Raw genomic sequence first — 24204 nt, forward strand, 5'->3', positions numbered from 1 at the left:
ACCACTTATCCGTAGAGCGAAGTTATCTGTCGGTCTCTCGCCGGTCAACACCATCCTGCGCACATGCCGAGGCCCCCGCGGCCACGTGCGGTCGCGGGGGCCTCGGCACGACGTGCCGCCGGGCGGTTCAGCCCTTGCGGGACTTCACTTCCTCGGTGAGCTGCGGGACGACGTCGAAGAGGTCGCCGACCACGCCGTAGTCGACCAGCTCGAAGATCGGGGCCTCGGCGTCCTTGTTGATCGCCACGATGGTCTTCGAGGTCTGCATGCCGGCCCGGTGCTGGATCGCGCCCGAGATGCCGGAGGCGATGTACAGCTGCGGGGAGACCGACTTGCCGGTCTGGCCGACCTGGTTGGTGTGCGGGTACCAGCCCGCGTCCACCGCGGCGCGCGAGGCACCGACGGCCGCACCGAGCGAGTCGGCGAGCGCCTCGATGATCGCGAAGTTCTCCGCGCCGTTGACACCGCGGCCGCCGGAGACCACGATCGCGGCCTCGGTCAGCTCCGGGCGCCCGGTCGACTCGCGCGGCGTGCGCGAGGTGACCTTGGTACCGGTCGCGGCGGCGGAGAAGGTGACCGACAGGGCCTCGACCGCACCGGCGGCCGGGGCGGCCTCCACGGCGGCCGAGTTCGGCTTGACCGTGATGACCGGGGTGCCCTTGGAGACGCGGGACTTGGTGGTGAAGGCGGCGGCGAACACCGACTGGGTGGCCACCGGGCCCTCGTCGCCGGCCTCCAGGTCGACGGCGTCGGTGATGATGCCCGATCCGAGGCGCAGCGCCAGGCGGGCGGCGATCTCCTTGCCCTCGGCGGAGGACGGGACCAGCACGGCGGCCGGGGAGACGGCGGCGACGGCGGCCTGGAGCGCGTCGACCTTCGGCACGACCAGGTAGTCGGCGTACTCGGCGGCCTCGTGCGTGAGCACCTTCACCGCGCCGTGCTCGGCGAGGGCGGCGGCGGTGTCACCGGCACCGGCGCCCAGCGCGACGGCGACCGGCTCGCCGACGCGGCGGGCCAGCGTCAGCAGCTCCAGGGTCGGCTTGCGGACGGCACCGTCCACGTGATCGACGTAGACGAGAACTTCAGCCATGGGACTTCTTCTCTCCTGCTTGCGAAAGATGAGGGGCGGTCAGCGGGGCGGGGCTCAGATGAACTTCTGGCCCGCGAGGAACTCGGCGAGCTGCTTGCCGCCCTCGCCCTCGTCCTTGACGATCGTGCCCGCGGAGCGCGCCGGGCGCTCGGCGGCGGACTCGACGACCGTGTAGGCGTTCTCCAGGCCGACCTCGTCCTCGTCGATGTCGAGGTCGGACAGGTCCCAGGACTGAACCGGCTTCTTCTTGGCCGCCATGATCCCCTTGAAGGAGGGGTAACGCGCCTCGCCCGACTGGTCGGTGACCGACACGACGGCCGGCAGCGAGGCCTGAAGCTGCTCGGTGGCCGCGTCGCCGTCACGGCGGCCCTTCACGACGCCGCCCTCGACCGAGACCTCGGACAGCAGCGTCACCTGCGGCACGCCCAGGCGCTCGGCGAGCAGCGCGGGAACGACGCCCATGGTGCCGTCGGTGGAGGCCATGCCGGAGACGACCAGGTCGTAGCCGGCCTTCTCGACCGCCTTGGCCAGGACCAGGGAGGTGCCGATGGCGTCGGTGCCGTGCAGGTCGTCGTCCTCGACGTGGATCGCCTTGTCCGCGCCCATGGACAGCGCCTTGCGCAGGGCGTCCTTGGCGTCCTCGGGGCCCACCGTCAGGACGGTGACCTCGACGTCGTCGTCGGAATTCTCGGAGATCTGCAGCGCCTGCTCGACCGCGTACTCGTCCAGCTCGGAGAGCAGACCGTCCACGTCGTCCCGGTCGACGGTCAGGTCATCGGCGAAGTGCCGGTCGCCAGTGGCGTCGGGCACGTACTTCACAGTGACAACGATCCTCAAGCTCACGCCGGCTCTCCTACTGCGTCGACATTTCAGTGCTGCCTCTTGCAGGCAGCATAGGCGCCCCAAGCGGCCGATCCCGGTCGGGGCGACCTGCGCTCCGCCCGGAATATTACTCGTCAGTACACCCAGTTCCTGCCCGCTAAGCAAGCGCTTTGAACTGTGACCTTCGCAACGCAGCGTAACCGGAACTCGACACCTTCGCAGAAGGCGTCCCGCCGATCGCTCAGTCGCGCAGACCGCGGTAACGCCCCTGGTGGTACAGCAGCGGCGCGCCGGCCCCCGCGGGATCGCCGAGGAGCACCTCCGCCAGCACGATCCGGTGGTCGCCCGCGGGCACCCGGCCGACCACGCGGCACACGAGCCAGGCGAGCACGCCGTCCAGCACCGGCACACCCTCGGGCCCCTCCCGCCAGACGGTGGGAGCCGCGAAGCGGTCGGCGCCGCTGCGGGCGAAGGTGGCCGCCAGCTCCTCCTGGTGCTCGCCCAGCACATGGACGCCGACGTGTTCCGCCGCGGAGACCGCGGGCCAGCTGGAGGAGCCGGTGCCGATGCCGAAGGAGAGCAGCGGCGGGCGGGCGGAGACGGAGGTGAGGGAGGTGGCCGTGAAACCGACCGGACCGCGGGGGCCCCGCGCGGTGATCACGGCGACGCCCGCCGCGTGCCGCCGGAAGACGGACCGCAGCAGGTCGTCGGCGGCGGGCCGGGAGGCGGCCAGGTCGGGGGTGACCGTCATACGGGGTGGTCCTTCTGCGTTGCGCCTCGGTCCCGGCAACGGCGAGCGGGGCATGGGGGCAGGCTGACGACGGGTGGCACACACAGTCAATGACGTCCCGGGGTGCGGCGGCTGTGGAGAAGACCTCACCGGTGGCATGGCGCTCGTCACACCGCCGCACCCAGTGCGGCGATCACGTCCGCCCTGCGCGGCTGCCCGACGGCACGCCGTACGACGCGGCCGTCGGCGTCCAGCACCAGCACCGTGGGGGTCTTCAGCACGTCGAGGGCGCGGACGAGTTCGAGATGGCCCTCGGCGTCGATCTCGACGTGGGCGACACCGGGGACCAGGCCCGCCACCTCGCCCAGCACCCGGCGGGTGGCCCGGCACGGCGCGCAGAAGGCGCTGGAGAACTGCACGAGCGTGGCGCGGGCGCCGAGTTGCGCACCGAGGTCGGCCGCGTCGAGCCGTGGGGCGGCGGCCGCCGCCCGCCTGTCGTCGTCCTGGCCGCGCACCAGCGCGCCCCCTTCCGCCGCCACCGCGGCACTCATGTGGCACGCGTACCCCGCGTGCCACCGGTCCGGTCCTCCGAAGGTGCAGCGCTCGCGGAGCGCCGGAGATTCCCGCTCACCGTCGCATTTCGGCCACCTCGGGGCCGGGCGAGTGATGAGGATCTCGCCGCACACGGGCACCAAGGCTGGTACACCGGCCGTTCTTGGGGCACGATCTGCGACAAGCCGCAAACCTACGGCTGCGTAACTTTCGACTGGGAGTTCCCCTTCCCAGGCTGACAAGGAAGGGTCCGACCCGCCCATGGCAGAACTCGTCTACCGTCCGGTCATCGGTCTCGCCCGCACCATGTTCAAGGTGTGGGACCTCAAGATCGACTGCCGTGGATCGGAGAACATCCCGCGCACGGGCGGCGCCGTACTGGTGAGCAACCACATCAGCTACCTGGACTTCATCTTCGACGGCCTGGCCGCGCTGCCGCAGAAGCGGCTGGTGCGCTTCATGGCGAAGGAGTCCGTCTTCCGGCACCGGATCTCCGGTCCGCTGATGCGCGGGATGAAGCACATCCCGGTCGACCGCAAACAGGGCGAGGCGGCCTACGCGCACGCCCTGGACTCGCTGAAGTCGGGTGAGGTCGTCGGCGTCTTCCCCGAGGCGACGATCTCCGAGTCGTTCACCCTGAAGAGCTTCAAGTCGGGAGCCGCGCGGCTGGCGCAGGAGGCGGGCGTCCCCCTGGTCCCCGTGGCGCTGTGGGGCACCCAGCGCCTGTGGACCAAGGGCCACCCGCGCAATTTCAAGCGCAGCCACACCCCCATCACCATCCGGGTCGGCGAGGCGATGGAGGCCTCGCGCGAGCAGTACGCGGGTGCCCTCACCCGGCGGCTGCGCGAGCGGGTGCAGGAGCTGCTGGAGGCCGCGCAGCGCGCCTACCCCGTGCGCCCCAAGGGGCCCGACGACACCTGGTGGATGCCGGCCCACCTCGGCGGCACGGCGCCGACGCCCGAGCAGCTGCGCACGGCCCAGGCGCACTGAGCCGGGCGGATCACAACGCGGCCGGCAGGGTCCGCCACAGGTGCGGGCGGTCGGTGGCCGCCTTGAGGACGTCCAGCACCACCGGGTGCGGCGCCGCGTACAGCTCCGGGTAGTCCGCCTCGCCCGCCGCGTGGTCCGGCGTGAAGGCCAACTGCTCCCCGTTCAGGGAGAACCGGGCGTTCACGCCGGGCTTGTTCCCGCGCGGATCCTGCCGGTGCCAGGCGCCGTCGAGGCGTACGGCGACCAGTCCGTGCACCACGTCGAGCCGCTGGTAGCACAGCGCGGTGGGGATGTCCTCGGCCCGCAGCAGCGCGGCCAGCGCATGGGCCTTGGCGTAGCAGATGCCGGTGCGCCGCTCCAGGACGTCGGAGGCCCGCCAGGTGACGCGCGGGTCCCCGGAGTCCTGTGAGTGCGGGATGGTGTCCCGTACGAACTCGAAGGCCAGCCGCGCATAGGCATACGAGTCCTCCGCCTCCCTCGCCAGGCGGCCGGCCACCTCCCGTACGCGCGGGTGCTCGTGGTCGATGACCTCGTCGGCGGCCAGGTAGGCGGACAGGTCAGGGGTTTTCTGGATCAGCTCCATGCCCGCAGAGCATAGGAACGCGATCACCCGAAGGTCAATGACTTTTCAGGTGACCGCATACCTATGCATACTCGCGACCGTGCTCGGCTCAGCGCGCCGCCTCCTCCTTGAGGGCGGCCACGAACGCGTCCACGTCGTCCTCGGTGGTGTCGAAGGCGCACATCCAGCGCACGTCCCCGGCGGCCTCGTCCCAGAAGTAGAACCGGAACCGCTTCTGCAGGCGCTCGCTCACCTCGTGCGGCAGCCGGGCGAAGACGGCGTTGGCCTGCACCGGGTAGAGGATCTCGACCCCGTGCACGGCGCGCACGCCCTCGGCCAGCCGCTGGGCCATCTCGTTGGAGTGCCGGGCGTTGCGCAGCCACAGGTCCTTGGCGAGCAGCGCCTCCAGCTGCACGGACACGAAGCGCATCTTGGAGGCGAGCTGCATGGACAGCTTGCGCAGGTGCTTCATGTGCCGCACGGCGTCCTGGTTCAGCACCACCACCGCCTCGCCGAACAGGGCGCCGTTCTTGGTGCCGCCGAGGGAGAGGAGGTCGACCCCGACCGCGTTGGTGAACGTGCGCATGGGCACGTCCAGGGAGGCGGCGGCGTTGGCTATCCGGGAGCCGTCCAGGTGCACCTTCATGCCGTGCGCGTGGGCGTGCTCGCAGATGGCCCGGATCTCCTCGGGCGTGTAGAGGGTGCCCAGCTCGGTGCTCTGGGTGATCGAGACGACCTGCGGCATCGCCCGGTGCTCGTCGTCCCAGCCGTACGCCTGCCGGTCGATCAGGTCGGGGGTGAGCTTGCCGTCGGGGGTGGGGACGGTGAGCAGCTTGAGGCCGCCCATGCGCTCGGGGGCGCCGCCCTCGTCGACGTTGATGTGCGCGCTCTCGGCGCAGATCACCGCGCCCCAGCGGTCGGTGACCGCCTGGAGGGCGACGACGTTGGCGCCGGTGCCGTTGAAGACCGGGAACGCCTCCGCGCCCGAGCCGAAGTGGCTGCGGATCACGCGCTGGAGGTTCTCGGTGTACTCGTCCTCGCCGTACGCGATCTGGTGCCCGCCGTTGGCCAGCGCCAGGGCGGCGAGCACCTCCGGGTGGGCACCGGCGTAGTTGTCACTGGCGAAACCGCGGACCTCGGGGTCGTGATGGCGACGCGCGTCGGTCTTCGGGGGGTTCACGGCTTCTCGGTCAGCCACAGGCGGTTTCCGTTCACTTCCGCGGCGGGCTTGTCCCAGACCCCGGCGACCGCCTCGGCCAGGTCGCGCACGTCCGTGAAGCCCGCGAACTTCGCGTTGGGGCGCTCGGCGCGCATCGCGTCGTGCACCAACGCCTTGACCACCAGGATCGCAGCCGCCGACGTCGGCCCCTGCTCGCCCCCCGCCTTGCGGAAGTAGTCCGCCATGGCCAGCGTCCACGCCTCGGCGGCGGCCTTGGCGGCGGAGTAGGCGGCGTTGCCCGCGGTGGGGCTGGCCGCGCCCGCGGCGCTGATCAGGACGTAGCGGCCGCGGTCGCTGCGCTGCAGCGCTTCGTGGAAGGCGAGGGAGGTGTGCTGCACAGTGCGGATCAGCAGCTTCTCCAGCAAGTCCCAGTCGCCGAGTTCGGTCTTGGTGAAGGTCTTGCTGCCGCGCCAGCCGCCGACGAGGTGGACCATGCCGTCGACGTGGCCGAACTCCTTCTCGGTGCGGTCGGCCCAGGCCCGGGTGGAGTCCAGGTCCAGCAGGTCCACGGTCTCGCCGGTGACGGTGGCACCGCCGTGCGCGTAGCGTGCCGCGTCCACCGCTTCGGCCAGCCGCTCCGGGTCGTTGTCCGCGCCGACGACGGTCGCACCCGCCTCGGCGAGCCGCAGCAGCGCGGCCCGTCCGGCGGGTCCGCCCGCCCCGGCCACCGCGATCACCGCGCCGTCGAGCGCCCCGTTCCCCATGGTCCTCGCCTCCCGAGCCTGTTGCCGTGCCTGTGCCTGCCCGCCGGTGCCGTCGCTCACGCGGCGGCCCGCTCGGCGCCGTCCGCGGCCCTGGTGATGCCCCGGGTCGAGGCGATCACCTTCTTGAGCTTCTTGGACAGGGCCTCGTAGAACATGCTCAGCGGAAACTCGTCCGGAAGCACGTCGTCGACGAGTTTGCGCGGCGGCAGGGACAGGTCCAGGGCGTCGGGGCCCTTGGCCCACTTCGAGCCCGGGTGCGGGGCGAGGTAGGTGGCGACCAGCTCGTAGCCGGCGAACCAGTGGACGATCTTCGGGCGGTCGATGCCGTCGCGGTAGAGCTTCTCGATCTCGGCGCACAGCTGGTTGGTGACCTGCGGGGCGCGCTGCCAGTCGATGAAGAGCTTGTTGTCGGTCCAGCGGACGACGTCGTGCTTGTGCAGGTAGGCGAAGAGGAGCTGGCCGCCGAGGCCGTCGTAGTTGCGCACCCGCTCGCCGGTCACCGGGAAGCGGAACATGCGGTCGAAGAGCACCGCGTACTGCACGTCACGGGCCTGCGGGACGCCGTCGTCCGCGAGCTTCACGGCCTCCTTGAAGGCAGTGAGGTCGCAGCGCAGCTCCTCCAGGCCGTACATCCAGAACGGCTGGCGCTGCTTGATCATGAACGGGTCGAAGGGCAGGTCGCCGTGGCTGTGGGTGCGGTCGTGGACCATGTCCCACAGGACGAACGCCTCCTCGCAGCGCTTCTGGTCGTGGACCATCGCGGCCACGTCCTCGGGCAGCTCCAGGCCCAGCAGCTCCACGGCGGCCTCGGTGACACGGCGGAAGCGGGCGGCCTCGCGGTCGCAGAAGATGCCGCCCCAGGAGAAGCGCTCGGGGGCCTCGCGCACGGCGATGGTCTCCGGGAAGAGGACGGCCGAGTTGGTGTCGTAGCCGGCCGTGAAGTCCTCGAAGGTGATGCCGCAGAACAGCGGGTTGTCGTAGCGGGTGCGCTCCAGTTCGGCCAGCCAGTCGGGCCAGACCATGCGCAGCACGACCGCTTCGAGGTTGCGGTCCGGGTTGCCGTTCTGCGTGTACATCGGGAAGACGACCAGGTGCTGGAGGCCGTCCGCGCGGTTCGCGGCAGGCTGGAAGGCCAGCAGGGAATCGAGGAAGTCGGGCACCTCGAAGCCGCCGTCGGCCCACCGGCCGAGGTCGGTGACCAGGGCCTCGTGGTAGGCCCGGTCGTGCGGCAGCAGCGGGGACAGCTCGCGCACGGCCTCGGTGACGCGGCGCACGGCGTCCTCGGCGGCGGCCCGCTCGGGGGCGCCCTCGGCGTCGAAGTCGATCGACCCGTCCTTGGACTGCCATGGCCGGATCCGTTCCACGGCATCCTTGAGCACGGGCCACGCCGGGTGCTCCACCACCCTGCTCGCCGGAGGAACGTTCTCCTCCGCACCCACCTGCACAAGAATTTCCGTCATGTCCCATCCTCCACGGGAGAAGCTTGCGTCAAGACACCGTATGCATACGACGTTTCTCCTATCAAGGGGAGGCTCCGTAAATTATCCTGCCTCACCCCGGGCATCGCCGCATTTTTTCCTGTCGAGCGCCGGATTCGTATACCCGGCGCGGCAGGGGGGAAACGGTCCGGCAGGGCCGTTAGGCTGCCGCCCTGCCCACGCCGACGTCGACGGAAGCGAGTCGAGCCTTGAACTTCCTCACCATCGGTCACCGCGGAGCGATGGGTGTCGAACCCGAGAACACCCTGCGTTCCTTCGTCGCCGCCGAGCGGGCGGGCCTCGACGTCGTCGAACTGGACCTGCACCTGAGCAAGGACGGCGCGCTCGTCGTCATGCACGACGCCGACGTGGACCGCACCACCGACGGCACCGGTGCGATCGCCGACAAGACGCTGGAGGAGCTGCGTGCCCTGGACGCGGGCCGGGGGGAGCGGGTCCCCGTCTTCGAGGAGGCGCTGGACGCCGTCTCGGTGCCGCTGCAGGCCGAGATCAAGGACGTGGCGGCCGCGCGCGTCCTCGCCGAGGTGATGCTCCGCCGGGATCTGGTGGACCGGGTGGAGGTGATCTCGTTCCACGACGAGGCCATCGTCGAGATCGCCCGGCTCGTGCCGGGGGTGCGGACCGCGCTGGTCGCGCAGTACTACGGCCCGGAGGTCGTGGACCGCGCCGTGGCGGCGGGCGCCCGGACGCTGTGCCTGGACATCAACCGGGTCACGCTGGAGATCGTGCGGAAGGCCCGCAAGGAGGGACTGCGGGTGTTCTGCTGGACCGTGAACACCCAGGACCACCTGCGGCTGGTGCGCGCCCTGGGCCTGGACGGCGCGACGACCGACTACCCGGAGATCAAGCGCACGGGTCGCTTCACGGCCTGAGCGGCCTGAGCGGCCTCGGTGGCCGCCGTGGCCGCCGAGGCCCGGGCGGCCGCACGCGTCACACCAGCGGCTTGACCAGCAGTTCGAACCGGAGGTCGTCGCGCTGCGGGATGCCGAAGCGCTCGTCGCCGTACGGGAAGGGGGTCATCTCGCCCGTACGGCGGTAGCCGCGGCGCTCGTACCAGGCGATGAGGTCCTCGCGCACGGAGATCACGGTCATGTGCATCTCCGTGACGCCCCACGTCGCGCGGGCCTGCCGCTCGGCCTCCGCGATGATCGTCTTGCCGAGTCCTGCGCCCTGGAGCGCCGGGCTGACGGCGAACATCCCGAAGTAGGCGTGCGCGCCGCGGTGCTCCAGCTGGCAGCAGGCCACGATCCTGCCCTCCCGCTCCACCGTCAGCAGCCGGCTGTCCGGCGCCTTGACGACCTCCAGCACGCCCTGCGGGTCGGTGCGCTGCCCCTCGAGGATGTCCGCCTCGGTGGTCCACCCGGCCCGGCTGGCGTCGCCCCGGTACGCGGACTCTATGAGCGCCACGAGCGCGTCCACGTCGGCGTCGGTGGCGTCGCGGTAGGTCAGCGGGCTGGCGGCGGTGTCCATGGGGCGTCTCCGGTTCGGTCTCGGGCACGGCGCGGGCACCGATGAGCGTAACGCCGTCGGTGCCCGCCGCTAGTCTCGGGACGCATGGTGCATGTACTGGGCAGCCGGACCCTGCTCCGCCCCACCGACCCCGATCGCTCCCGCGCCTTCTACGGCGAGCAGCTCGGTCTCGCCGTCCACCGGGAGTTCGGCACCGGTCCGGAGCGGGGCACCGTCTACTTCCTCGGCGGCGGCTTCCTGGAGGTCTCCGGGCGCTCCGACACCCCCCTCACCCCCGGGCTCGCCCTGTGGCTCCAGGTCGAGGACGCGGCTGCGGCCCACGAGGAACTGCGCGCGAAGGGGGTCGAGATCGTGCGACCGCCGGTCAAGGAGCCGTGGGGGCTGGTGGAGATGTGGATCGCGGACCCGGACGGCACCCGGATCGTGCTGGTGGAGGTGCCCGCGGAGCATCCGCTGCGCTACCGGCCCGGGATCTGAGCCGCCGGACGGAAACGGGGCCGGGCGCGTACGTCGCCGGGCGCGTACGTCGCCGGATGGCCGCGGTCGCGGGCCGGCCTTAGCGTGCTGGAGGGGGCCTCGGTGTGCTGGGGGGATGTACGGTCCACGGCCCCGGCGGAAGGACGCCACCACGATGAAGCTCCACGAACCGGTGACCGGCGGGCCCTGCTGGGCGGAGCTGGGGACCACCGACCTGGAAGCGGCCAAGCGGTTCTACACCAAGCTGTTCGGCTGGTACCCGGAGACGGACCCGCGGCAGCAGGCGGGCGGCTACACGATCGCCAGGATCGACGGCGCGGCGGTCGCCGCCCTGACGCCGCTGTACCAGCAGGGTCAGCCGGTCGCCTGGAACGTGTCGTTCGCCGTGCGCGACGCCGACGCGGCCGCGCGGCAGGTGACGGCGGCCGGCGGGGTGGCCCTCCAGGGGCCCACCGACGTCTTCGACTCGGGCCGGTTCGTGGTGGCCGCCGACCCGGGCGGGGCGGTGTTCCAGTTGTGGCAGGGGCGCTCGTTCCCCGGTGCCGGGCTGTTCAACGCGCCCGGCTCGCTGGGCTGGGTGGAGCTGCTGACCCGGGAGCCCGGCCGGGCCGCCGACTTCTACACGACGGTGTTCGGCTGGAGCGTCGGCGCCTCGGACCGCTATCCGCAGTGGGGCATCGACGGGGCGGACTTCGGCGGCATGGTGACGATGGACGACAAGTTCCCGCACGAGGTGCCGGCGCACTGGCTGCCGTACTTCGCGGTGGCGGACGTGAACACCGTCGCGGTCGACGCGACCGACGGCGGCGGCACCGTGCTCATGGAGCCCACCTCCGTGCCCGACGGCCCGCGCATCGCGGTACTGCGGGACCCGCAGGGCGCGATGTTCGGCGTCTACCGAGCGGGCGACGAGCGCTGACCCGCTCCGCGCGGCGGCGGCACCCGGGCAGCTCGGGCCCGCGGCGCCGGGCAGCGTGCGACACCCGCCGCCCGCCGGACGGTGACACGCCCCGACCCGCCCGGCCGCCGGGCCCCGCAGGCCCGCAGCGCGTCCGGCCGCCGCTCTGACTGGCACGGCAGCCCACGTGGGTCGGTCCTGCCCGGCGTGGACGGGCCCGGCAGGGTGAGTCGGCGGCGCTGCTCAGGCCCGCAGCGCGTCCAGCCGTCCCTCCAGCTGCCCCAGCAGCCCGCCGAGCAGCGCCGCCAGTTCGCCCTGCCGGGGCCCGTCCACGCCGGACAGGACGGCCGACTCGTAGGCGAGCTGTTCGGGCAGGATGCCGTCGACGAGGTCGCGTCCGGTGTCCGTGAGCCGGACGTGGGCGACCCGGCGGTCGCGGGTGTCGCCGCGCCGCTCGACGAGGCCGCGCTCGGTGAGCTGCTTGAGGCGCTTGGTCACGGCGGCGCCGGACGAGAAGGTCTCCCGGGCCAGCTCCCCGGGGGTCAGTTCGTGTCCGGTGCGGCGCAGCGCACCGAGCAGGTCGAACTCCGCCCGGCTGAGGCCCGCGCGCCGCAGCGGGGCGTCCTCGGCCTGCTGCAGGAGGGCGGCGCAGCGGTTGATGCGGCCGATGATCTCCATGGGCCCGGTGTCGAGATCCGGGTGGACGGCGCGCCACTGGCGTACGACCGCGGCCACGGTGTCGCCGCCCGGCCCCGTCCCGCCGTCGCCGGAACCGGCACGCGAACCGGCTCCCCCGTCGTTCGCTCCCCCGTCGGTTGCGGTCATGGCCGTACGTCCTCCGTTCTCGTGCCCGCGTCCCGGTCCGGACGCGCTGCCTGGCGTCGCACCGCCTCGGCGAGCGTACGGTGTCCGGACTGCTCGGCGAGCACGACCCTCTCCTGGGGCAGCGCGCGTCCCCACCATTCACCGGCCGCGCCGTCGGCGGTGGCCCGCAGGTCGGTCAGCGCGGCGGCCAGGGACCGGCGGGCGGCCTCCAGGGCGCCGGGGGCGGGGGCGGGCTCGGTGAGGAGGCGCACGGCGTGCTCCCGGGCCCGGTCGGCCGCGGTCACCGCCTGTTCGACGCGGCTCCCGGCGCGCCGGTTGGTGACGACGACGGCGGCGAGGAAGCCGACCAGCGCCCCGACGAGGGTGTCCACGGCCCGTTCGGTCATCAGGTCGCCGGTGGCCTGGTAGCCGGCGAACTCGGTGACGAGCAGCGCCATCGGGGTGACGCAGACGCTGCCGAGCCAGTAGTTGCGGGTGATGAGGGCTTCGGCGCCGAAGTTGAGGGCCAGGCAGCACAGGACGAGCAGCGCCTGTCCGAGGTGCGCGAGCGGGGCTATGGCGGCGAAGAGCAGCACCCCGGCGAGGTTGCCGACCACGCGCTGCACGGCCCGGCTCCAGGTGAGGGTCAGGTTGGCCTGGTAGAGCGCGGCGGCGGTGACCAGGGCCCAGTAGGGGCGGCCGATGCCGAGGGCCAGGGAGGCGTATCCGGCCAGGGCGCAGCCGAGGGCGGTGCGGGCGGCGATCGGGGCCAGCGGGCCGAGCCGCTGCCGCAGGGGCGCGGGTCGGGCGGCGAGTTCGGCGTCCACGCCGAGGAGTTCGTCGGTGCCCCCGGGCGCGTCACCGGTGCGCGGGATCCGGCCGGCGCCGCGCAGGGCGCGGGCCCAGGAGCGCAGCCGCTCCGGGTCGGTGTCGGCGGGGGCGGCGAGCGCGACCTCGGCACGGACCACGAGGCGTTCCAGGGCGTGCCGGGTGGCGGCGCGGGCGCCGGTGGCCGGCAGCGCCAGCAGCGTCTGCCAGGCGGCCTGGACGGCGGCGTACCCGGCGGCGCGGGCGGGGGCGTGGGTGTCGCCGTCCGCGCCGGTGCCGTGGGCGGCGGCGTACGCGGCGGCGGCGTTCAGGGCCTGGGCGGTGGCTCGGCGCTCCGGGCCGTGCGGGCGGACCGGTGCGGGCGCCATGCCGACGAGCCAGGCCCAGACGCCCGCGGCGGCGGCCAGCGCGAGGTGGCCGGGGACCTGGCCGAGGGTCTGCGGCACGAAGAGGGCGGCGGAGCTGATGAAGGTCAGGACCACGTTGCCCGGCGGGCCGACCCGGGTGGCGTCGCACAGGGCCTTCTGCACGGCGGCCAGCAGCGCGCCGACGGTGACGAGGACGACGGCGTTGCCGGTGAGCGAGGCGGTGACCAGGGCGACGGCGAGGCCGCCGATCATGCCCAGCACCACCCACGCCAGGGTGCGGGCGCGGGCGGCGTAGGGGCGATTGTGGGCGTACAGCGCGCACAGGGACCCGGCCATCGTGTACATCGCCAGGTCGAGCCGGCCGACGGCCAGCAGGAGCAGGTTGGGAGGGGCGACGGCGGCGACCGAACTGAGGGCGGGCTTGAACCAGATCTCGGAGGGCCGGCGCAGGCGCAGCACGCCTGCCAGGGACAGACGGCGGGCCGGTGAGGTGCCGGAGGTGGGGGTCGCACTGCTCATGAGGGATAGATTAACAAGTGTTTTACCTGTAAATCAAATGTCGGACGGGCAGCCACTCCCGGCACCGACCAGGGGTGTTCCACCGCGGAGGGGGCGTGCGCTCCCCGGGTGCCCCCGCGTACACCCTTGCGCTCGCGTGCGCGCCGTACGGCCGGGGCAGTCCTTGACCGACCGTGGACCGCCGAACGGGGAGGTGCGTGTGCACGGACCGGCGTCGCCCGGATGGCTGCTGGTCGCGCTGTGCGCGGCGACCGGCGCCTACTGCCTGCTGCGGATGCGCAGCGGCGTCGAGGACCAGCGCCGCGCCGCGGGCGGCGAGGCCCTCATGGGGTTCGGCATGGCCGCCATGGCCGTACCCGCCGCGGTGTTCACCCCGCCGGCCTGGGTCTGGCCCGCCTACGCGGTGGTCTTCGGCGCCGCCGGACTGCGGGCGCTGTGGGCCGCCCGGTCGGCGCGCCACCACCTGCACCACCTGGTGGGAGCCGCGGCGATGGTCTACATGGCGGTGGTGATGGCCGGGTCCCCCGGCCACGCGCACGGACACGGCACGTCCGGCACACCGGTGCTGACCGGGGTGCTGCTGCTCTACTTCGCGGGATACGTGCTGCTGACGGGCGTACGGCTGATACCCGTCGGGGCGGTGGCCGGGGGCGGTCCGGGGACGGCACCCGGGGCCGGCACGGGGGCCGGATGGGGTGACCGGCCGGAGCTGGCGCGGGCCTGCCGGCTCTCCATGGCGATCGGAATGCTGGCCATGCTGCTGCCCCTGTGAGACACCCGGCCGGGGCGCGGTCCGCCCCGGGAGCCGGGCCGTCCGGGGCCCGCCCTGCCCGGTGTACGCCGGGCGCAATCGTTGTCTGCGTCACTTTGCGCCCGGGTCCGTGCTGCCGGCGGCACGGCGCTCATAGGCTGCCCCCATGATTCTCCCCGCGGCACTGCTGCTGCTCGGCGCCCTGACCGCCGTGCTCGCCCCCAGGCTGCTCGCCCGGGCCGACTGGCCGGATCGCGAACCGGTGGTCGCCCTGTGGGTCTGGCAGTGCGTGGTGGCGGCGGTGATCGTGTGCTGCGCGCTGTCGATGACGCTGAGCGCGGCGGCGGCCTGGCACGCGGTGGGCGGGCCCGTCTTCGCGACCGCTCCCGGCCCGGTGGTCGAGGCCTACGCCCTGGGCACCTCCGGCCTCTGGGCGGCCACCACCGCCCTCACGCTGGCCTGCGGTGGACTGTGGAGCGCCGTGATGCTGGCCCGGGAGGTGGTACGGGCCCGCTCCCGGCGCCGGCTGCGCCGGGCGGAGCTGCGGCACCGCGCTCCGCTGCTGCCCGGCGAGGAGCCCGGCGCGGGACCGCTGGTCGTCCTGGAGGGCGAGCGGCCGGACGCCTGGTGGCTGCCCGGCACGCCCCCTCAACTGGTGGTCACCACCGCGGCGCTGCGCCGCCTCAAGGGCCGGCAGCTGGACGCGGTGCTCGCCCACGAGAAGGGGCACGCGCAGGCGCGGCACGACTGGCTGCTGCACTGCTCCGCCGCGCTGGCGGAGGGTTTTCCGCAGGTCCCGGTGTTCGCCGCGTTCCGCGACGAGATGCACCGCCTGGTCGAACTCGCCGCCGACGACGTGGCCTCACGCCGCTTCGGCCGCCTGACGACCGCCCTGGCCCTGGTCGAACTGAACGAGGACCGCGGGGTCTTCGGTCCCTGCCCGGCCGCCCGGGCCGACGTCCCGCAGCGGGTGCACCGGCTGCTCACCCCGCCGAACCGGCTGCCGGCGGCCCGCAGGCTGCGGCTGACGGCCGCGGCCGCGCTGGTACCGGCCGTCCCGGTCCTGGTGGCGTTCGCGCCGGGGCTGCGGGCCTTGGGCTAGGGCCCGTCCCGGCCGCGGCAGTGGCCCCGGAGGCATCGGTTCGGCGAGGATCGCGGCATGCAGACGCCGCCGGTCGACTCCCCGCCCGCCCCTCCGCAGCCACGCACCGCCCTCCGCGTCACCTGGGTACTGACCGTGTGCTCCGTGCTCCTGCTCACCCTGGTGGCCGTCGAATGGGGCCCGTTGGTGCGGCTGGACGAGGACATCGCCGCCACGACCCATCGCTGGGCGGTCGAGGAGGGCGGCGTCACGCGGGCCATGCGGATCCTCACCGACTGGGTGTGGGACACCTGGACGATGCGCCTGCTGTGCGCGGTGGTGGTGCTGTGGCTGTGGTGGCGCCGGGCGGACCGGTGGACGGCCGTATGGCTGGGGGTGACCTGTCTGCTGGGCAGTCTCCTCCAACAGGCCCTCAAGGCCGCGGTGGACCGCCCCCGCCCGGTGTGGCCCGATCCCGTGGACTCCGCGCACTACGCGGCCTTCCCCTCGGGTCACGCCATGACCGCGACGTTCGTGTGCGGCCTGCTGGTGTGGCTGCTCCACCACTACGACGCCGGCCGCACCTTGCGCCGTGCGGGCCTCGCCGTCGCCGCGGTCTCCGTGGCCGGGGTGGGCGTCACCAGGGTGTGGCTCGGCGTCCACTGGGCCACCGACGTCCTCGGCGGCTGGCTGCTGGGCGCCCTGGTCGTGGCGCTCGCCGTGCTGGTGCACCGGCGCCGGCATCCGTGAGCGCGAGGGCCGTCCGCCGGGCCGGCTCTTGCGGGCACCGCGCCACCCGCTCCCTGCCGTCGCCCCCTAGGATCCGGACCATGACCGCCGTTCTGTTCGACTTCTCCGGAACCCTGTTCCGGATCGAATCCACCGAAGCGTGGCTGCGCGCGGCGCTCGACGGTGCCGGACTGGAGCTTGCCGCACCGGAGTTGGCCCGGACGGCCGAGGCCCTCCAGCGAGCGGGAGCGCTGCCCGGCGGCGCACCACCGCTGCGGGTGCCGGGTGACCTCGCCGAGGTGTGGGAGGTCCGCGACGACAGCTCCGAGCTGCACCGGGCCGCGTACACCGGACTCTCCCGGCAGGTGCCGCTGCCGGACCCGGGCCTGCACGACGTGCTCTACGAGCGGCACATGTCGCCGGACGCGTGGCGCCCCTACGCCGACGCCGCCGAGGTGCTGAGCGCGCTGCGCGGGCGCGGCATCGCCGTGGGTGTGGTCAGCAACATCGGCTGGGACCTGCGTCCGGTGTTCCGCGCACACGGCCTCGACCGGTACGTGGACACGTACGTCCTGTCGTTCGAGCACGGCATCCGCAAGCCCGATCCCCGGCTGTTCGGCGTCGCCTGCGCGGCGCTGGGCGTGGAGCCGGAGCGGACGCTGATGGTCGGCGACGACCGGAGGGCGGACGGCGGCGCGGCGGCGCTGGGATGCGCAGTGCACTTCGTCGACCACCTGCCGGTGGCGGAGCGCCCGGCGGGACTGCGACCGGTGCTGGACCTCGTCCCGTAGCCCGAGGCAACCAGTGGGCGGTGCCGTCCGCCTCGGACGATCCCCCGTGTCGCCCGAGGCAGACGGTAGCCGGAACGGCCGGTGAAGGCCCTCCGCCTGCGCCGAGTATAGTTGGCTGGCAGCCAGTCAACGCAGGAGTACAGCATGTCCCCGCGCAGCGCCTCGGTCAATGAAGAATTGCGGCGGCGCTCGAAGGAGCGTCTTCTGCAGGCCGCCGTGGAGCTGGTGGGCGAGCGCGGGTACGAGGCGACCACGCTGGGCGACATCGCGGACCGTGCGGGTTCGGCGCGGGGGCTGGTCTCGTACTACTTCCCCGGCAAGCGCCAGCTGGTGCAGTCCGCCGTGCACCGGTTGATGCACCGCACCCTGGAGGAGGCCCTGGAGCGCGAGCCGCGCACCGGCGAGGGGCGCGAGCGGCTGGCCCGGGCCATCGACGCGATCCTGGGGCTCGCCCGGGACCGGCCGGTGCTCATGCGCCAGCACATGGCGGGCCTGCTCCAGGCGGAGGTGGGCTTCGTGCCGTGTCCGGAGCAGCGGCGGCTGGCGGAGCTGCTGCGGGACACCGTGGCCCGGCACGGCTCGCAGGACGTCGACCGGGACTACCCGATGCTGCGCGCCCAGCTCATGGGCGCCGTCTTCGCGGCGCTCGTGCCCGGGGTGCCGATGCCGGTGCCGGAGCTGCGCGCCGAGTTGTTCGAGCGCTACCGGCTGGACTGGAAGCTGGGTGTCCCGCCGGACGCCGAGGCGCCCGGCGGGACGGGGTGCGACCCGGACCTGTCCCGGTTCTTCGCGACCGGTGTGCTGGACCGGCCGACCCGGTCGGAGCAGGACCGGACGGACCCGACCGCTCAGTCGAAGTAGTCCGGCTGCGTCTGCGTGTTGAGCTCCCGCAGGTGGACCCGCTTGGCCGGGTCGGTGCGCCGGTCGCTGAGCTTGAGGACGTCGAAGCCCTTGGCGATGTCGTTCGAGTAGATGTAGCCGTTGTAGTAGTACGCCGACCAGGACCCGCCGGTGTTCAGGGTGTCGGTGCTCAGCGGACCCCGCTCGAAGTAGGCGATCTCCCTGGGCCGCGAGGAGTCGGTGAACTCCCAGACGGAGACGCCGCCCTGGTACCAGGCCTGGACCATGATGTCCTTGCCCTTGACCGGGATCAGCGAACCGTTGTGGGCCACGCAGTTCTCGGTGTCCGCCTGGTGGCGCGGGATCTTGAAGTAGCTGCGGAAGACCAGCTTGCGGTGGTCCCCCCGGCCGGTGATGTCGTAGATGCCGTCGGCGCCGCGGTTCGGGCCGATCTCCGCGTTGCAGGTCGCGGCGCCGCCGCCGCCCAGCTCGTCGGTGAACACGACCTTGTTCGCCTTCTGGTTGAAGGTCGCCGAGTGCCAGAACGCGAAGTTCACGTTGTCCTGGACGCGGTCGATGACCTTCGGGCGCTCGGGGTCCTTGATGGAGAACAGGATGCCGTCGCCCATACAGGCGCCGGCCGCCAGGTCCTCGGAGGGCAGCACGGTGATGTCGTGGCAGCCGGTGGTCTTGGAGACGCCCGGGTTGGTGGGCCCGCCCGGGTTGCCGCCGCCGTCGGGACCCTCACCGGGGAACAGCACCGGGAAGCCCACGAGGGCCGCCCGCTCGGGTGCCTGGCGCGGCACCTTGATCACGGATATCCCGTCGTGCGGCGGCTGGCAGTCGGGGTAGGCGGCGTTCGGGGAGTAGGAGGAGACGTAGATGTAGACGTTCTTCCGCTCGGGCACCAGCGTGTGGGTGTGCGAGCCGCAGGCGGTCTCGACGGCGGCGACGTACTTCGGGTTCCGCTTGTCGCTGATGTCGAAGACCTTCATGCCCTCCCAGGAGGACTTCTCGGTCGCGGGCTGCGTGGTGCTGTTGCAACTGCTGTCGCTGCGCGAGGAGTCGGTCGACAGGAACAGCAGGTCCCCGGAGACGGAGATGTCGTTCTGCGAGCCGGGGCACAGCACCTGGGCGACGGTCTTCGGCTTCTTCGGGTTGCTGATGTCGAAGATGCGGAAGCCGTCGTAGTTTCCGGCGAAGGCGTACCGGCCCTGGAAGGCCAGGTCCGAGTTGGTGCCGGGCAGCGCGTCCTTGGGGATGTTGGTCAGGTGCTGGATGTTGTCCGAGTGGACGATCTCGTCCTGGCCGGGTATCTCGCCGCTCTCGACGGCGTCGCGCACCTCGGCGCGCGCACTCTTGGAGACCTCCTTCGACGTGGCCGGACCGTCCCCGGGGTCGGGGGTTGCCACGGCGGGGCCGGCGGTCAGCAGGGCGCACAGGAGTCCGGCGGCGACAGCCGCGACTCCCAGGCGTCTGCGCCGCGTTCGCGGGTCGTTCAACAGGGTCACTGTTTCCTCCCAACGTCCGTTCCCGTCGGAACGGTTCACGCATCCCGCAGTATCGTCTTCGCCATGCACATACCAACAGGGGGCAACAAACACGCAATGAAGTTTTTTGATCAGTGACGCGCGGAAGCGTGCTAGGACGGTCATCGCACCCACGAAGTGCTCCGCGTCCCTCCCGGGAGGGACGACCCCAGCCACAGGAGGTCGTTGTGTCCTTTCGCCCCGCGATGTCCGGCGCGTCCCTCGTCACGGCCGCGCTGACCGCACTGGCCGTGCTCGGGCTGGGGGCCTGCGACTCGGGACCGGACACCGGTTCGGCGGCCGCCGCCGGGCCCTCGGTGATCGCGCCGGGCAAGCCGGGCGAGGGCAACCGCACCCTGTCCGCCGAGGACGCCGAGGAACAGCGCGCGGACGACGACTCCCCCAATTCGGCGGACGTCTCCTACGCGCGGATGATGATCCAGCACCACGCCCAGGCGCTGGAGATGACCGAACTGGCGCCGGACCAGGCGGAGTCCGGCCAGGTCAAGAAGCTGGCGGAACGCATCTCGGCCGCGCAGGGCCCGGAGATCAAGGCGATGGAGGGCTGGCTCGAGACCCACGGCGAGAAGGCGGCCGGCGGCGGGCACGAGCACGCCGCGATGCCGGGCATGGCGTCCGAGGCGCAGCTGAAGAAGCTGCGCGCGGCCGAGGGCAAGGCCTTCGACCAGCTCTTCCTCACCCTGATGATCACTCACCACGAGGGCGCGATCAGCATGGCCACGGACGTGAAGTCCGAGGGCAACAACGTGCAGATCGAGGAGATGGCCGACGACGTGGTCGCCCAGCAGACGAGCGAGATCTCCCGTATGCGCGCGATGCTGTGACGACGGGCCGGCCCGGCGCCGGGGCAGGCCCTCGGCCGTCGCCTCTCAGCGGCGAGCGCGACGCGGCGTCAGGAAGCCCTCGTCCCGGGCCTGGCCGATCAGCCTGAGCGACCGGCGCCTGCTGTGCCCGGTCGCGCGCATCACCGCGAGGACCGGGTCGCCGCCCTGCTCCCGGGCCCTCCGGTACTCCTGGGCGACGCGCCTGCGCCCCTCCCTGCCACGCGGCCACTCGGGCCGGGCCCGCCGCGCCCCGGTCGGGGCACCCCGCGCGGGGGCCGCGACGCAGGCCTCGAAGAGGGGGTGCTCCAGCCACTCCGCGAGCACGGCCAGGTCGTCGAGGGACAGCGGCGGCTGGGCCCGTACGTCCTCGACCCGCAGGTCCGCGCCGGACAGCACGGCGAGCGCGTCCACCCGGGCGCCGTCGGCGAAGGCCAGCCGGACGTCGAACCACGAGGTCGTGGTGCCACCCTCGCTCACCACCCAGGCGTGCCGCACGGACATCTCACCGTCGTCCGGACAGCGGTCGGAAAGCTGAAGAGAACGATCAACGAAGGATGCTTCGAGCACATACGCAACGTAACCGAATGATCACATTCAATACGAACGGAACACGCTTCGTTCACCGAGGGCGGCACCCTGTCAGCGGAGCGAGCCCCGCGGCCCCCGCCCGCGTCAGCCGCTCCCCACGACCGCGGCCTGGCGGGCGGCCGCGGCGAGCAGGGCGTCGAGCAGCCCGGGGAAGAGGGCGTCCAGGTCGTCCCTGCGCAGGCCGTTCATCTTGGCCGTGCCCCGGTAGGTCTGGCGGATCACTCCGCTCTCGCGCAGCACCCGGAAGTGGTGGGTGGTGGTGGACTTGCTGACCGGCAGGTCGAAGTGCGAGCAGGAGAACAGGGCGTCGCTGTCGACGGCCAGCTCCCGCACGATCCGCAGCCGCACCGGGTCGGACAGCGCGTGCAGCAGCCCTTCGAGCCGGATTTCCGCACGCGTCGGATGAGGCAGCGCGCGGGCGCCGGCGGCAGTGGCGGCGAGGGTCACGGCGACTCCAGTCGGTCGGGGGTTCCACCGGACGGCAGGGCTTCCCATTGTACGAAGGACGCCGTAGTTTGACATCCGGCGTACTACGAGAGGTACCGTACCAACCGTCCCGTCCTCGCGACCAAGGGAGCAGCCCGCCATGAGCGCCCTCTTCGAGCCCCTCCGGCTTCGTGACACCACGATCCCCAACCGGGTCTGGATGCCGCCGATGTGCCAGTACTCCGCCGCACCGGAAGGCCCCCTGGCGGGCGTGCCCGGCGACTGGCACTTCGCGCACTACGCCGCCCGCGCGGTGGGCGGCACCGGCCTGATCGTCGTGGAGGCCACCGGCGTGTCGCCCGAGGGCCGCATCTCCCCGCAGGACCTCGGGCTGTGGAACGACACGCAGGTCGAGGCGTTCCGCCGGATCACGGACTTCCTGCACTCCCAGGGCACGGTGCCGGCGATCCAGCTGGCCCACGCCGGCCGCAAGGCCTCCACCGCACAGCCCTGGAAGGGCGGGGCGCCGGTGGGAGCGGATGCCCACGGCTGGCAGCCGCTGGCCCCGAGCGCGCTCGCGTTCGACGAGCGGCACCCGGTGCCGGCCCAGCTGACGATCCCGCAGATCCAGGACATCGCCGGCCAGTTTGCGCAGGCCGCGCGCCGGGCGCTGGCGGCCGGTTTCGAGATCGCCGAGATCCACGGCGCCCACGGCTATCTGATCCACGAGTTCCTGTCGCCGCACTCCAACCACCGCACCGACGCCTACGGCGGCTCGTACGAGAACCGCACCCGGTTCGCCCTGGAGGTCGTCGACGCGGTGCGGGAGGTCTGGCCCGACGACAAGCCCCTGTTCTTCCGCGTCTCGGCGACCGACTGGCTTCAGGAGGGCGGCTGGACGCCGGACGACACGGTCCGCTTCGCCCGCGACCTCCAGGCCCACGGCGTCGACCTGCTCGACGTGTCCACCGGCGGCAACGCCCCGCGCGTCCGCATCCCCACCGGGCCCGGCTACCAGGTCCCCTTCGCCGCCCGCGTGAAGGCCGAGACCACGCTGCCGGTCGCCGCCGTCGGCCTGATCACCGACGTCGAGCAGGCCGAGAAGATCCTGGCCAACGACGAGGCCGACGCGGTGCTGCTGGGACGCGAACTGCTGCGCAACCCGTCCTGGGCCCAGCACGCGGCACGGGAGCTGGGCGCGGACGCCCGGACGCCGGACCAGTACGGCTGGGCCGTATGAGGCGGGGTTTCGCGCGAGGCGTTGACTAGAAAGCGCTTGCCCTCTACGGTCCGTTCATCAGCATGACCATCGCGAACGCCGCGGCTCCATACTTCCCCACAAGTTGGACCGCGCGTTCGCGCACTCGGTCATGATGACGATCGTCGTTCACGTACATGTTCCGTTCCACCCCCACACCCTATGGAAGGGATCAGAACATGACCCCTGCGACACGACCGCCCGCCCGGCGCGCGGCGACCGGCGCGCTGGCCGCTCTCGGACTCTCGGTTGGCATGCTCATGACCTCCGGAGCCCCTTCGGCGCAGGCCGCCACCTGGCCGACCCCCAACGGCAGCGAAGGCGTCTCCTCCACCATCGCGGTGTCCGGCACCAAGGACTACGGGATGAAGCGCCTGTACGGCACCGGCGACCTGGGCTCCGACGGCCAGGACGAGGACCAGGGCCCGATCCTGGAACTGGCCCCCGGCGCCGTCCTCAAGAACGTGATCATCGGCGCCCCGGCCGCCGACGGCATCCACTGCAAGGGCAGTTGCACCCTGCAGAACGTCTGGTGGGAGGACGTCGGCGAGGACGCGGCGACCTTCCGGGGCTCCTCGTCGTCGAACGTCTACACGGTCTCCGGCGGCGGCGCCAAGGAGGCCAGTGACAAGGTGTTCCAGTTCAACGGCGCGGGCACGCTGAACGTCTCCGGCTTCGCCGTCAAGAACTTCGGCACCTTCGTCCGCTCCTGCGGCAACTGCTCGACGCAGTACAAGCGCACGATCAACCTCAGCGGCATCGAGGTCAGCTGGAAGGGCAGCCGGATCGCCGGCATCAACACCAACTACGGCGACAGCGCGACCCTGCGCGACATCACGATCGTCGGGGACAGCAGCAAGAAGATCGTCCCGTGCCAGAAGTACATCGGCAACGACGACGGCGACGAGCCGGACTCGAACGGCTCCGGTGCGGACGGCACCTACTGCAAGTACTCCTCGTCCGACATCACCTACAAGTGAGGCGTCAGGTCCGGGTGCCGTGCGCCCGGACCTGACCGGACTGCTCCCGCTGGTAGCGCGCGTAGGCGTCCCGCAGGGCTGCTCCCGGCCAGTCGGCCGGGAGCAGCTCCGCGGGCAGCACCGGGTCGGCCAGCAGATGCCGCACGACGGCCGCGAAGGCGGTGAGGCGGTCCGCCGGACGCCGGGACCGGTCGACCTGGGCGAGCAGCGCCCGTGCCGTGTCCGCCCAGTCGTCCAGCGGCCACAGGCGCGCGGCCAGGTCACCGGCCGGGGTCCCGGGGCGTGAGACGAGCCGCTCGGCCACCCGGTCCAGACCCGCGGGCAGCGGGCGGTCGAGGTTGGCGGGACGCAGCCAGACGCCCTCGCGGAGTTCGGCCAGGCGCAGGGTGGTCAGGGCGGCCCGCAGCTCGGCCCGGGCGGCCGGACCGCGCCCGGTCGCGGTGATCACGAGCGTCTCCCAGTCGCCGTCCCACGCGCGCGTGTGCGGGCGCAGGGCCTCGTCCTGGCGCCGCTGGCGCTCCAGCAGCCGCTCGCTGAGCCGGTAGCCGGTGTCCGTGCGCCGCAGGTCCCCGGCGGAGGTCATCCGGCTCAGCGCCGCGCGCGCGGTGGAGGCACCGACGTCGAACCCCGCCACGAGCCGCACCAGGTCCCGCGCCGGCAGCTCCGGGGGATGCGTGCCGAGCAGCAGGCTCAGGACCACCGACCGCGCGGACAGCGGACGCAGCGTGAGTCCGTCGGGGGCCTGGGAACCGCTCATCCGCGCGGGCCCGCGTCGTTCGTCCACATGAGCACGTACTGCATGAGCACGTACTGTACGTGCGCCCGTCGTGTTGCACTATTGCTGCGCTCGCAGG

General features: G+C 72.5%; 27 protein-coding genes. 12 read left to right on the plus strand and 15 right to left on the minus strand.

Annotated features, from left to right (window positions below):
- Nucleotides 1-127: 127 nt before the first annotated feature.
- The 4 genes from K7854_RS23520 to K7854_RS23535 all read right to left on the minus strand — a co-directional run bounded on the left by K7854_RS23520 (nt 128) and on the right by K7854_RS23535 (nt 3193).
- A complete protein-coding gene (locus K7854_RS23520; protein ID WP_226028541.1) occupies nt 128-1090 on the minus strand; it encodes an electron transfer flavoprotein subunit alpha/FixB family protein in 963 nt (320 codons plus the stop codon).
- A gap of 54 nt (nt 1091-1144) precedes the next feature.
- Nucleotides 1145-1933: an electron transfer flavoprotein subunit beta/FixA family protein gene (locus K7854_RS23525; protein WP_226028542.1), complete on the minus strand. Its 789-nt coding sequence runs from the start codon at nt 1931-1933 to the stop codon at nt 1145-1147.
- Nucleotides 1934-2153: 220 nt separating this feature from the next.
- The gene (locus tag K7854_RS23530; protein ID WP_226028543.1) at nt 2154-2663 is read right to left on the minus strand and encodes a flavin reductase family protein; all 510 of its coding nucleotides are present in this window, start codon (nt 2661-2663) and stop codon (nt 2154-2156) included.
- Nucleotides 2664-2809: 146 nt separating this feature from the next.
- Nucleotides 2810-3193: a TlpA family protein disulfide reductase gene (locus tag K7854_RS23535; RefSeq protein WP_226028544.1), complete on the minus strand. Its 384-nt coding sequence runs from the start codon at nt 3191-3193 to the stop codon at nt 2810-2812.
- 262 nt (nt 3194-3455) lie between these two features.
- On the opposite strand from K7854_RS23535, the gene K7854_RS23540 reads away from it, so the two are divergent.
- A complete protein-coding gene (locus tag K7854_RS23540) occupies nt 3456-4184 on the plus strand; it encodes a lysophospholipid acyltransferase family protein (protein ID WP_226028545.1) in 729 nt (242 codons plus the stop codon).
- Between the two features lie 10 nt (nt 4185-4194).
- Here the strand turns inward: K7854_RS23540 and K7854_RS23545 are convergent, their stop codons facing one another.
- The 4 genes from K7854_RS23545 to K7854_RS23560 all read right to left on the minus strand — a co-directional run bounded on the left by K7854_RS23545 (nt 4195) and on the right by K7854_RS23560 (nt 8129).
- Nucleotides 4195-4767, minus strand: a complete 573-nt coding sequence (locus K7854_RS23545) for a transglutaminase domain-containing protein (protein ID WP_226028546.1) — start codon at nt 4765-4767, stop codon at nt 4195-4197.
- 88 nt (nt 4768-4855) lie between these two features.
- Nucleotides 4856-5926, minus strand: a complete 1071-nt coding sequence (locus tag K7854_RS23550; protein WP_226028547.1) for a threonine aldolase family protein — start codon at nt 5924-5926, stop codon at nt 4856-4858.
- On the minus strand, nt 5923-6669 hold the full coding sequence (locus K7854_RS23555) for an SDR family NAD(P)-dependent oxidoreductase (RefSeq protein ID WP_226028548.1): 747 nt from the start codon (nt 6667-6669) through the stop codon (nt 5923-5925). The genes K7854_RS23550 and K7854_RS23555 overlap by 4 nt, the downstream gene beginning before the upstream one ends.
- A 56-nt stretch (nt 6670-6725) precedes the next feature.
- Nucleotides 6726-8129 (minus strand): DUF6421 family protein, encoded by a 1404-nt coding sequence (locus K7854_RS23560; RefSeq protein ID WP_226028549.1) that lies wholly within the window; start codon nt 8127-8129, stop codon nt 6726-6728.
- Nucleotides 8130-8356: 227 nt separating this feature from the next.
- On the opposite strand from K7854_RS23560, the gene K7854_RS23565 reads away from it, so the two are divergent.
- Nucleotides 8357-9040: a glycerophosphodiester phosphodiesterase gene (locus K7854_RS23565; protein WP_226028550.1), complete on the plus strand. Its 684-nt coding sequence runs from the start codon at nt 8357-8359 to the stop codon at nt 9038-9040.
- A 58-nt stretch (nt 9041-9098) separates the two neighbouring features.
- Here the strand turns inward: K7854_RS23565 and K7854_RS23570 are convergent, their stop codons facing one another.
- On the minus strand, nt 9099-9638 hold the full coding sequence (locus tag K7854_RS23570; RefSeq protein ID WP_226028551.1) for a GNAT family N-acetyltransferase: 540 nt from the start codon (nt 9636-9638) through the stop codon (nt 9099-9101).
- 84 nt (nt 9639-9722) lie between these two features.
- On the opposite strand from K7854_RS23570, the gene K7854_RS23575 reads away from it, so the two are divergent.
- Both K7854_RS23575 and K7854_RS23580 read left to right on the plus strand, forming a co-directional pair.
- The gene (locus K7854_RS23575) at nt 9723-10115 is read left to right on the plus strand and encodes a VOC family protein (protein WP_226028552.1); all 393 of its coding nucleotides are present in this window, start codon (nt 9723-9725) and stop codon (nt 10113-10115) included.
- 154 nt (nt 10116-10269) lie between these two features.
- On the plus strand, nt 10270-11034 hold the full coding sequence (locus tag K7854_RS23580) for a VOC family protein (RefSeq protein WP_226028553.1): 765 nt from the start codon (nt 10270-10272) through the stop codon (nt 11032-11034).
- A gap of 222 nt (nt 11035-11256) precedes the next feature.
- Here K7854_RS23580 and K7854_RS23585 read toward each other — a convergent pair whose 3' ends face one another.
- Both K7854_RS23585 and K7854_RS23590 read right to left on the minus strand, forming a co-directional pair.
- Nucleotides 11257-11838, minus strand: coding sequence for a MarR family winged helix-turn-helix transcriptional regulator (locus tag K7854_RS23585; protein ID WP_226028554.1), 582 nt, complete (start codon nt 11836-11838; stop codon nt 11257-11259).
- Entirely contained in the window at nt 11835-13532 is a 1698-nt protein-coding gene (locus tag K7854_RS23590) for an FUSC family protein (protein WP_226028555.1), read from the minus strand. Before K7854_RS23590 ends, K7854_RS23585 begins: the two co-directional genes overlap by 4 nt.
- 199 nt (nt 13533-13731) lie before the next feature.
- Here K7854_RS23590 and K7854_RS23595 point away from each other — a divergent pair, with 199 nt between their 5' ends.
- The 5 genes from K7854_RS23595 to K7854_RS23615 all read left to right on the plus strand — a co-directional run bounded on the left by K7854_RS23595 (nt 13732) and on the right by K7854_RS23615 (nt 17745).
- Nucleotides 13732-14304 carry a DUF5134 domain-containing protein gene (locus K7854_RS23595; RefSeq protein WP_226028556.1) on the plus strand — a complete coding sequence of 191 codons (573 nt, stop codon included), beginning with the start codon at nt 13732-13734 and terminating at the stop codon, nt 14302-14304.
- A 145-nt stretch (nt 14305-14449) separates the two neighbouring features.
- On the plus strand, nt 14450-15385 hold the full coding sequence (locus tag K7854_RS23600) for a M56 family metallopeptidase (RefSeq protein WP_226028557.1): 936 nt from the start codon (nt 14450-14452) through the stop codon (nt 15383-15385).
- Between the two features lie 57 nt (nt 15386-15442).
- Complete coding sequence (locus K7854_RS23605; RefSeq protein WP_226028558.1) at nt 15443-16114, plus strand: phosphatase PAP2 family protein; 672 nt, start codon at nt 15443-15445, stop codon at nt 16112-16114.
- A gap of 80 nt (nt 16115-16194) precedes the next feature.
- Nucleotides 16195-16884, plus strand: coding sequence for an HAD family hydrolase (locus K7854_RS23610; RefSeq protein WP_226028559.1), 690 nt, complete (start codon nt 16195-16197; stop codon nt 16882-16884).
- Nucleotides 16885-17028: 144 nt separating this feature from the next.
- Nucleotides 17029-17745, plus strand: a complete 717-nt coding sequence (locus tag K7854_RS23615) for a TetR/AcrR family transcriptional regulator (RefSeq protein WP_226028560.1) — start codon at nt 17029-17031, stop codon at nt 17743-17745.
- On the opposite strand, the gene K7854_RS23620 is transcribed toward K7854_RS23615, so the two are convergent.
- Nucleotides 17733-19235 (minus strand): LVIVD repeat-containing protein, encoded by a 1503-nt coding sequence (locus tag K7854_RS23620; protein WP_226028561.1) that lies wholly within the window; start codon nt 19233-19235, stop codon nt 17733-17735. The genes K7854_RS23615 and K7854_RS23620 overlap by 13 nt on opposite strands.
- Before the next feature lie 206 nt (nt 19236-19441).
- On the opposite strand from K7854_RS23620, the gene K7854_RS23625 reads away from it, so the two are divergent.
- Nucleotides 19442-20098: a DUF305 domain-containing protein gene (locus K7854_RS23625; protein WP_226028562.1), complete on the plus strand. Its 657-nt coding sequence runs from the start codon at nt 19442-19444 to the stop codon at nt 20096-20098.
- Nucleotides 20099-20143: 45 nt separating this feature from the next.
- On the opposite strand, the gene K7854_RS23630 is transcribed toward K7854_RS23625, so the two are convergent.
- Nucleotides 20144-20599, minus strand: a complete 456-nt coding sequence (locus K7854_RS23630; protein WP_226028563.1) for a DUF6214 family protein — start codon at nt 20597-20599, stop codon at nt 20144-20146.
- A 171-nt stretch (nt 20600-20770) separates the two neighbouring features.
- A complete protein-coding gene (locus tag K7854_RS23635; protein WP_226028564.1) occupies nt 20771-21133 on the minus strand; it encodes an ArsR/SmtB family transcription factor in 363 nt (120 codons plus the stop codon).
- Between the two features lie 139 nt (nt 21134-21272).
- Here K7854_RS23635 and K7854_RS23640 point away from each other — a divergent pair, with 139 nt between their 5' ends.
- Entirely contained in the window at nt 21273-22352 is a 1080-nt protein-coding gene (locus K7854_RS23640; protein WP_226028565.1) for an NADH:flavin oxidoreductase/NADH oxidase, read from the plus strand.
- A 197-nt stretch (nt 22353-22549) separates the two neighbouring features.
- A complete protein-coding gene (locus K7854_RS23645) occupies nt 22550-23350 on the plus strand; it encodes a pectate lyase (protein ID WP_226028566.1) in 801 nt (266 codons plus the stop codon).
- Between the two features lie 4 nt (nt 23351-23354).
- On the opposite strand, the gene K7854_RS23650 is transcribed toward K7854_RS23645, so the two are convergent.
- Nucleotides 23355-24107: a PaaX family transcriptional regulator C-terminal domain-containing protein gene (locus K7854_RS23650; RefSeq protein WP_226028567.1), complete on the minus strand. Its 753-nt coding sequence runs from the start codon at nt 24105-24107 to the stop codon at nt 23355-23357.
- Between the last annotated feature and the right edge of the window lie 97 nt (nt 24108-24204).

The organism is Streptomyces hyderabadensis (assembly GCF_020404845.1).
In the GTDB taxonomy this organism is placed as follows: domain Bacteria; phylum Actinomycetota; class Actinomycetes; order Streptomycetales; family Streptomycetaceae; genus Streptomyces; species Streptomyces hyderabadensis.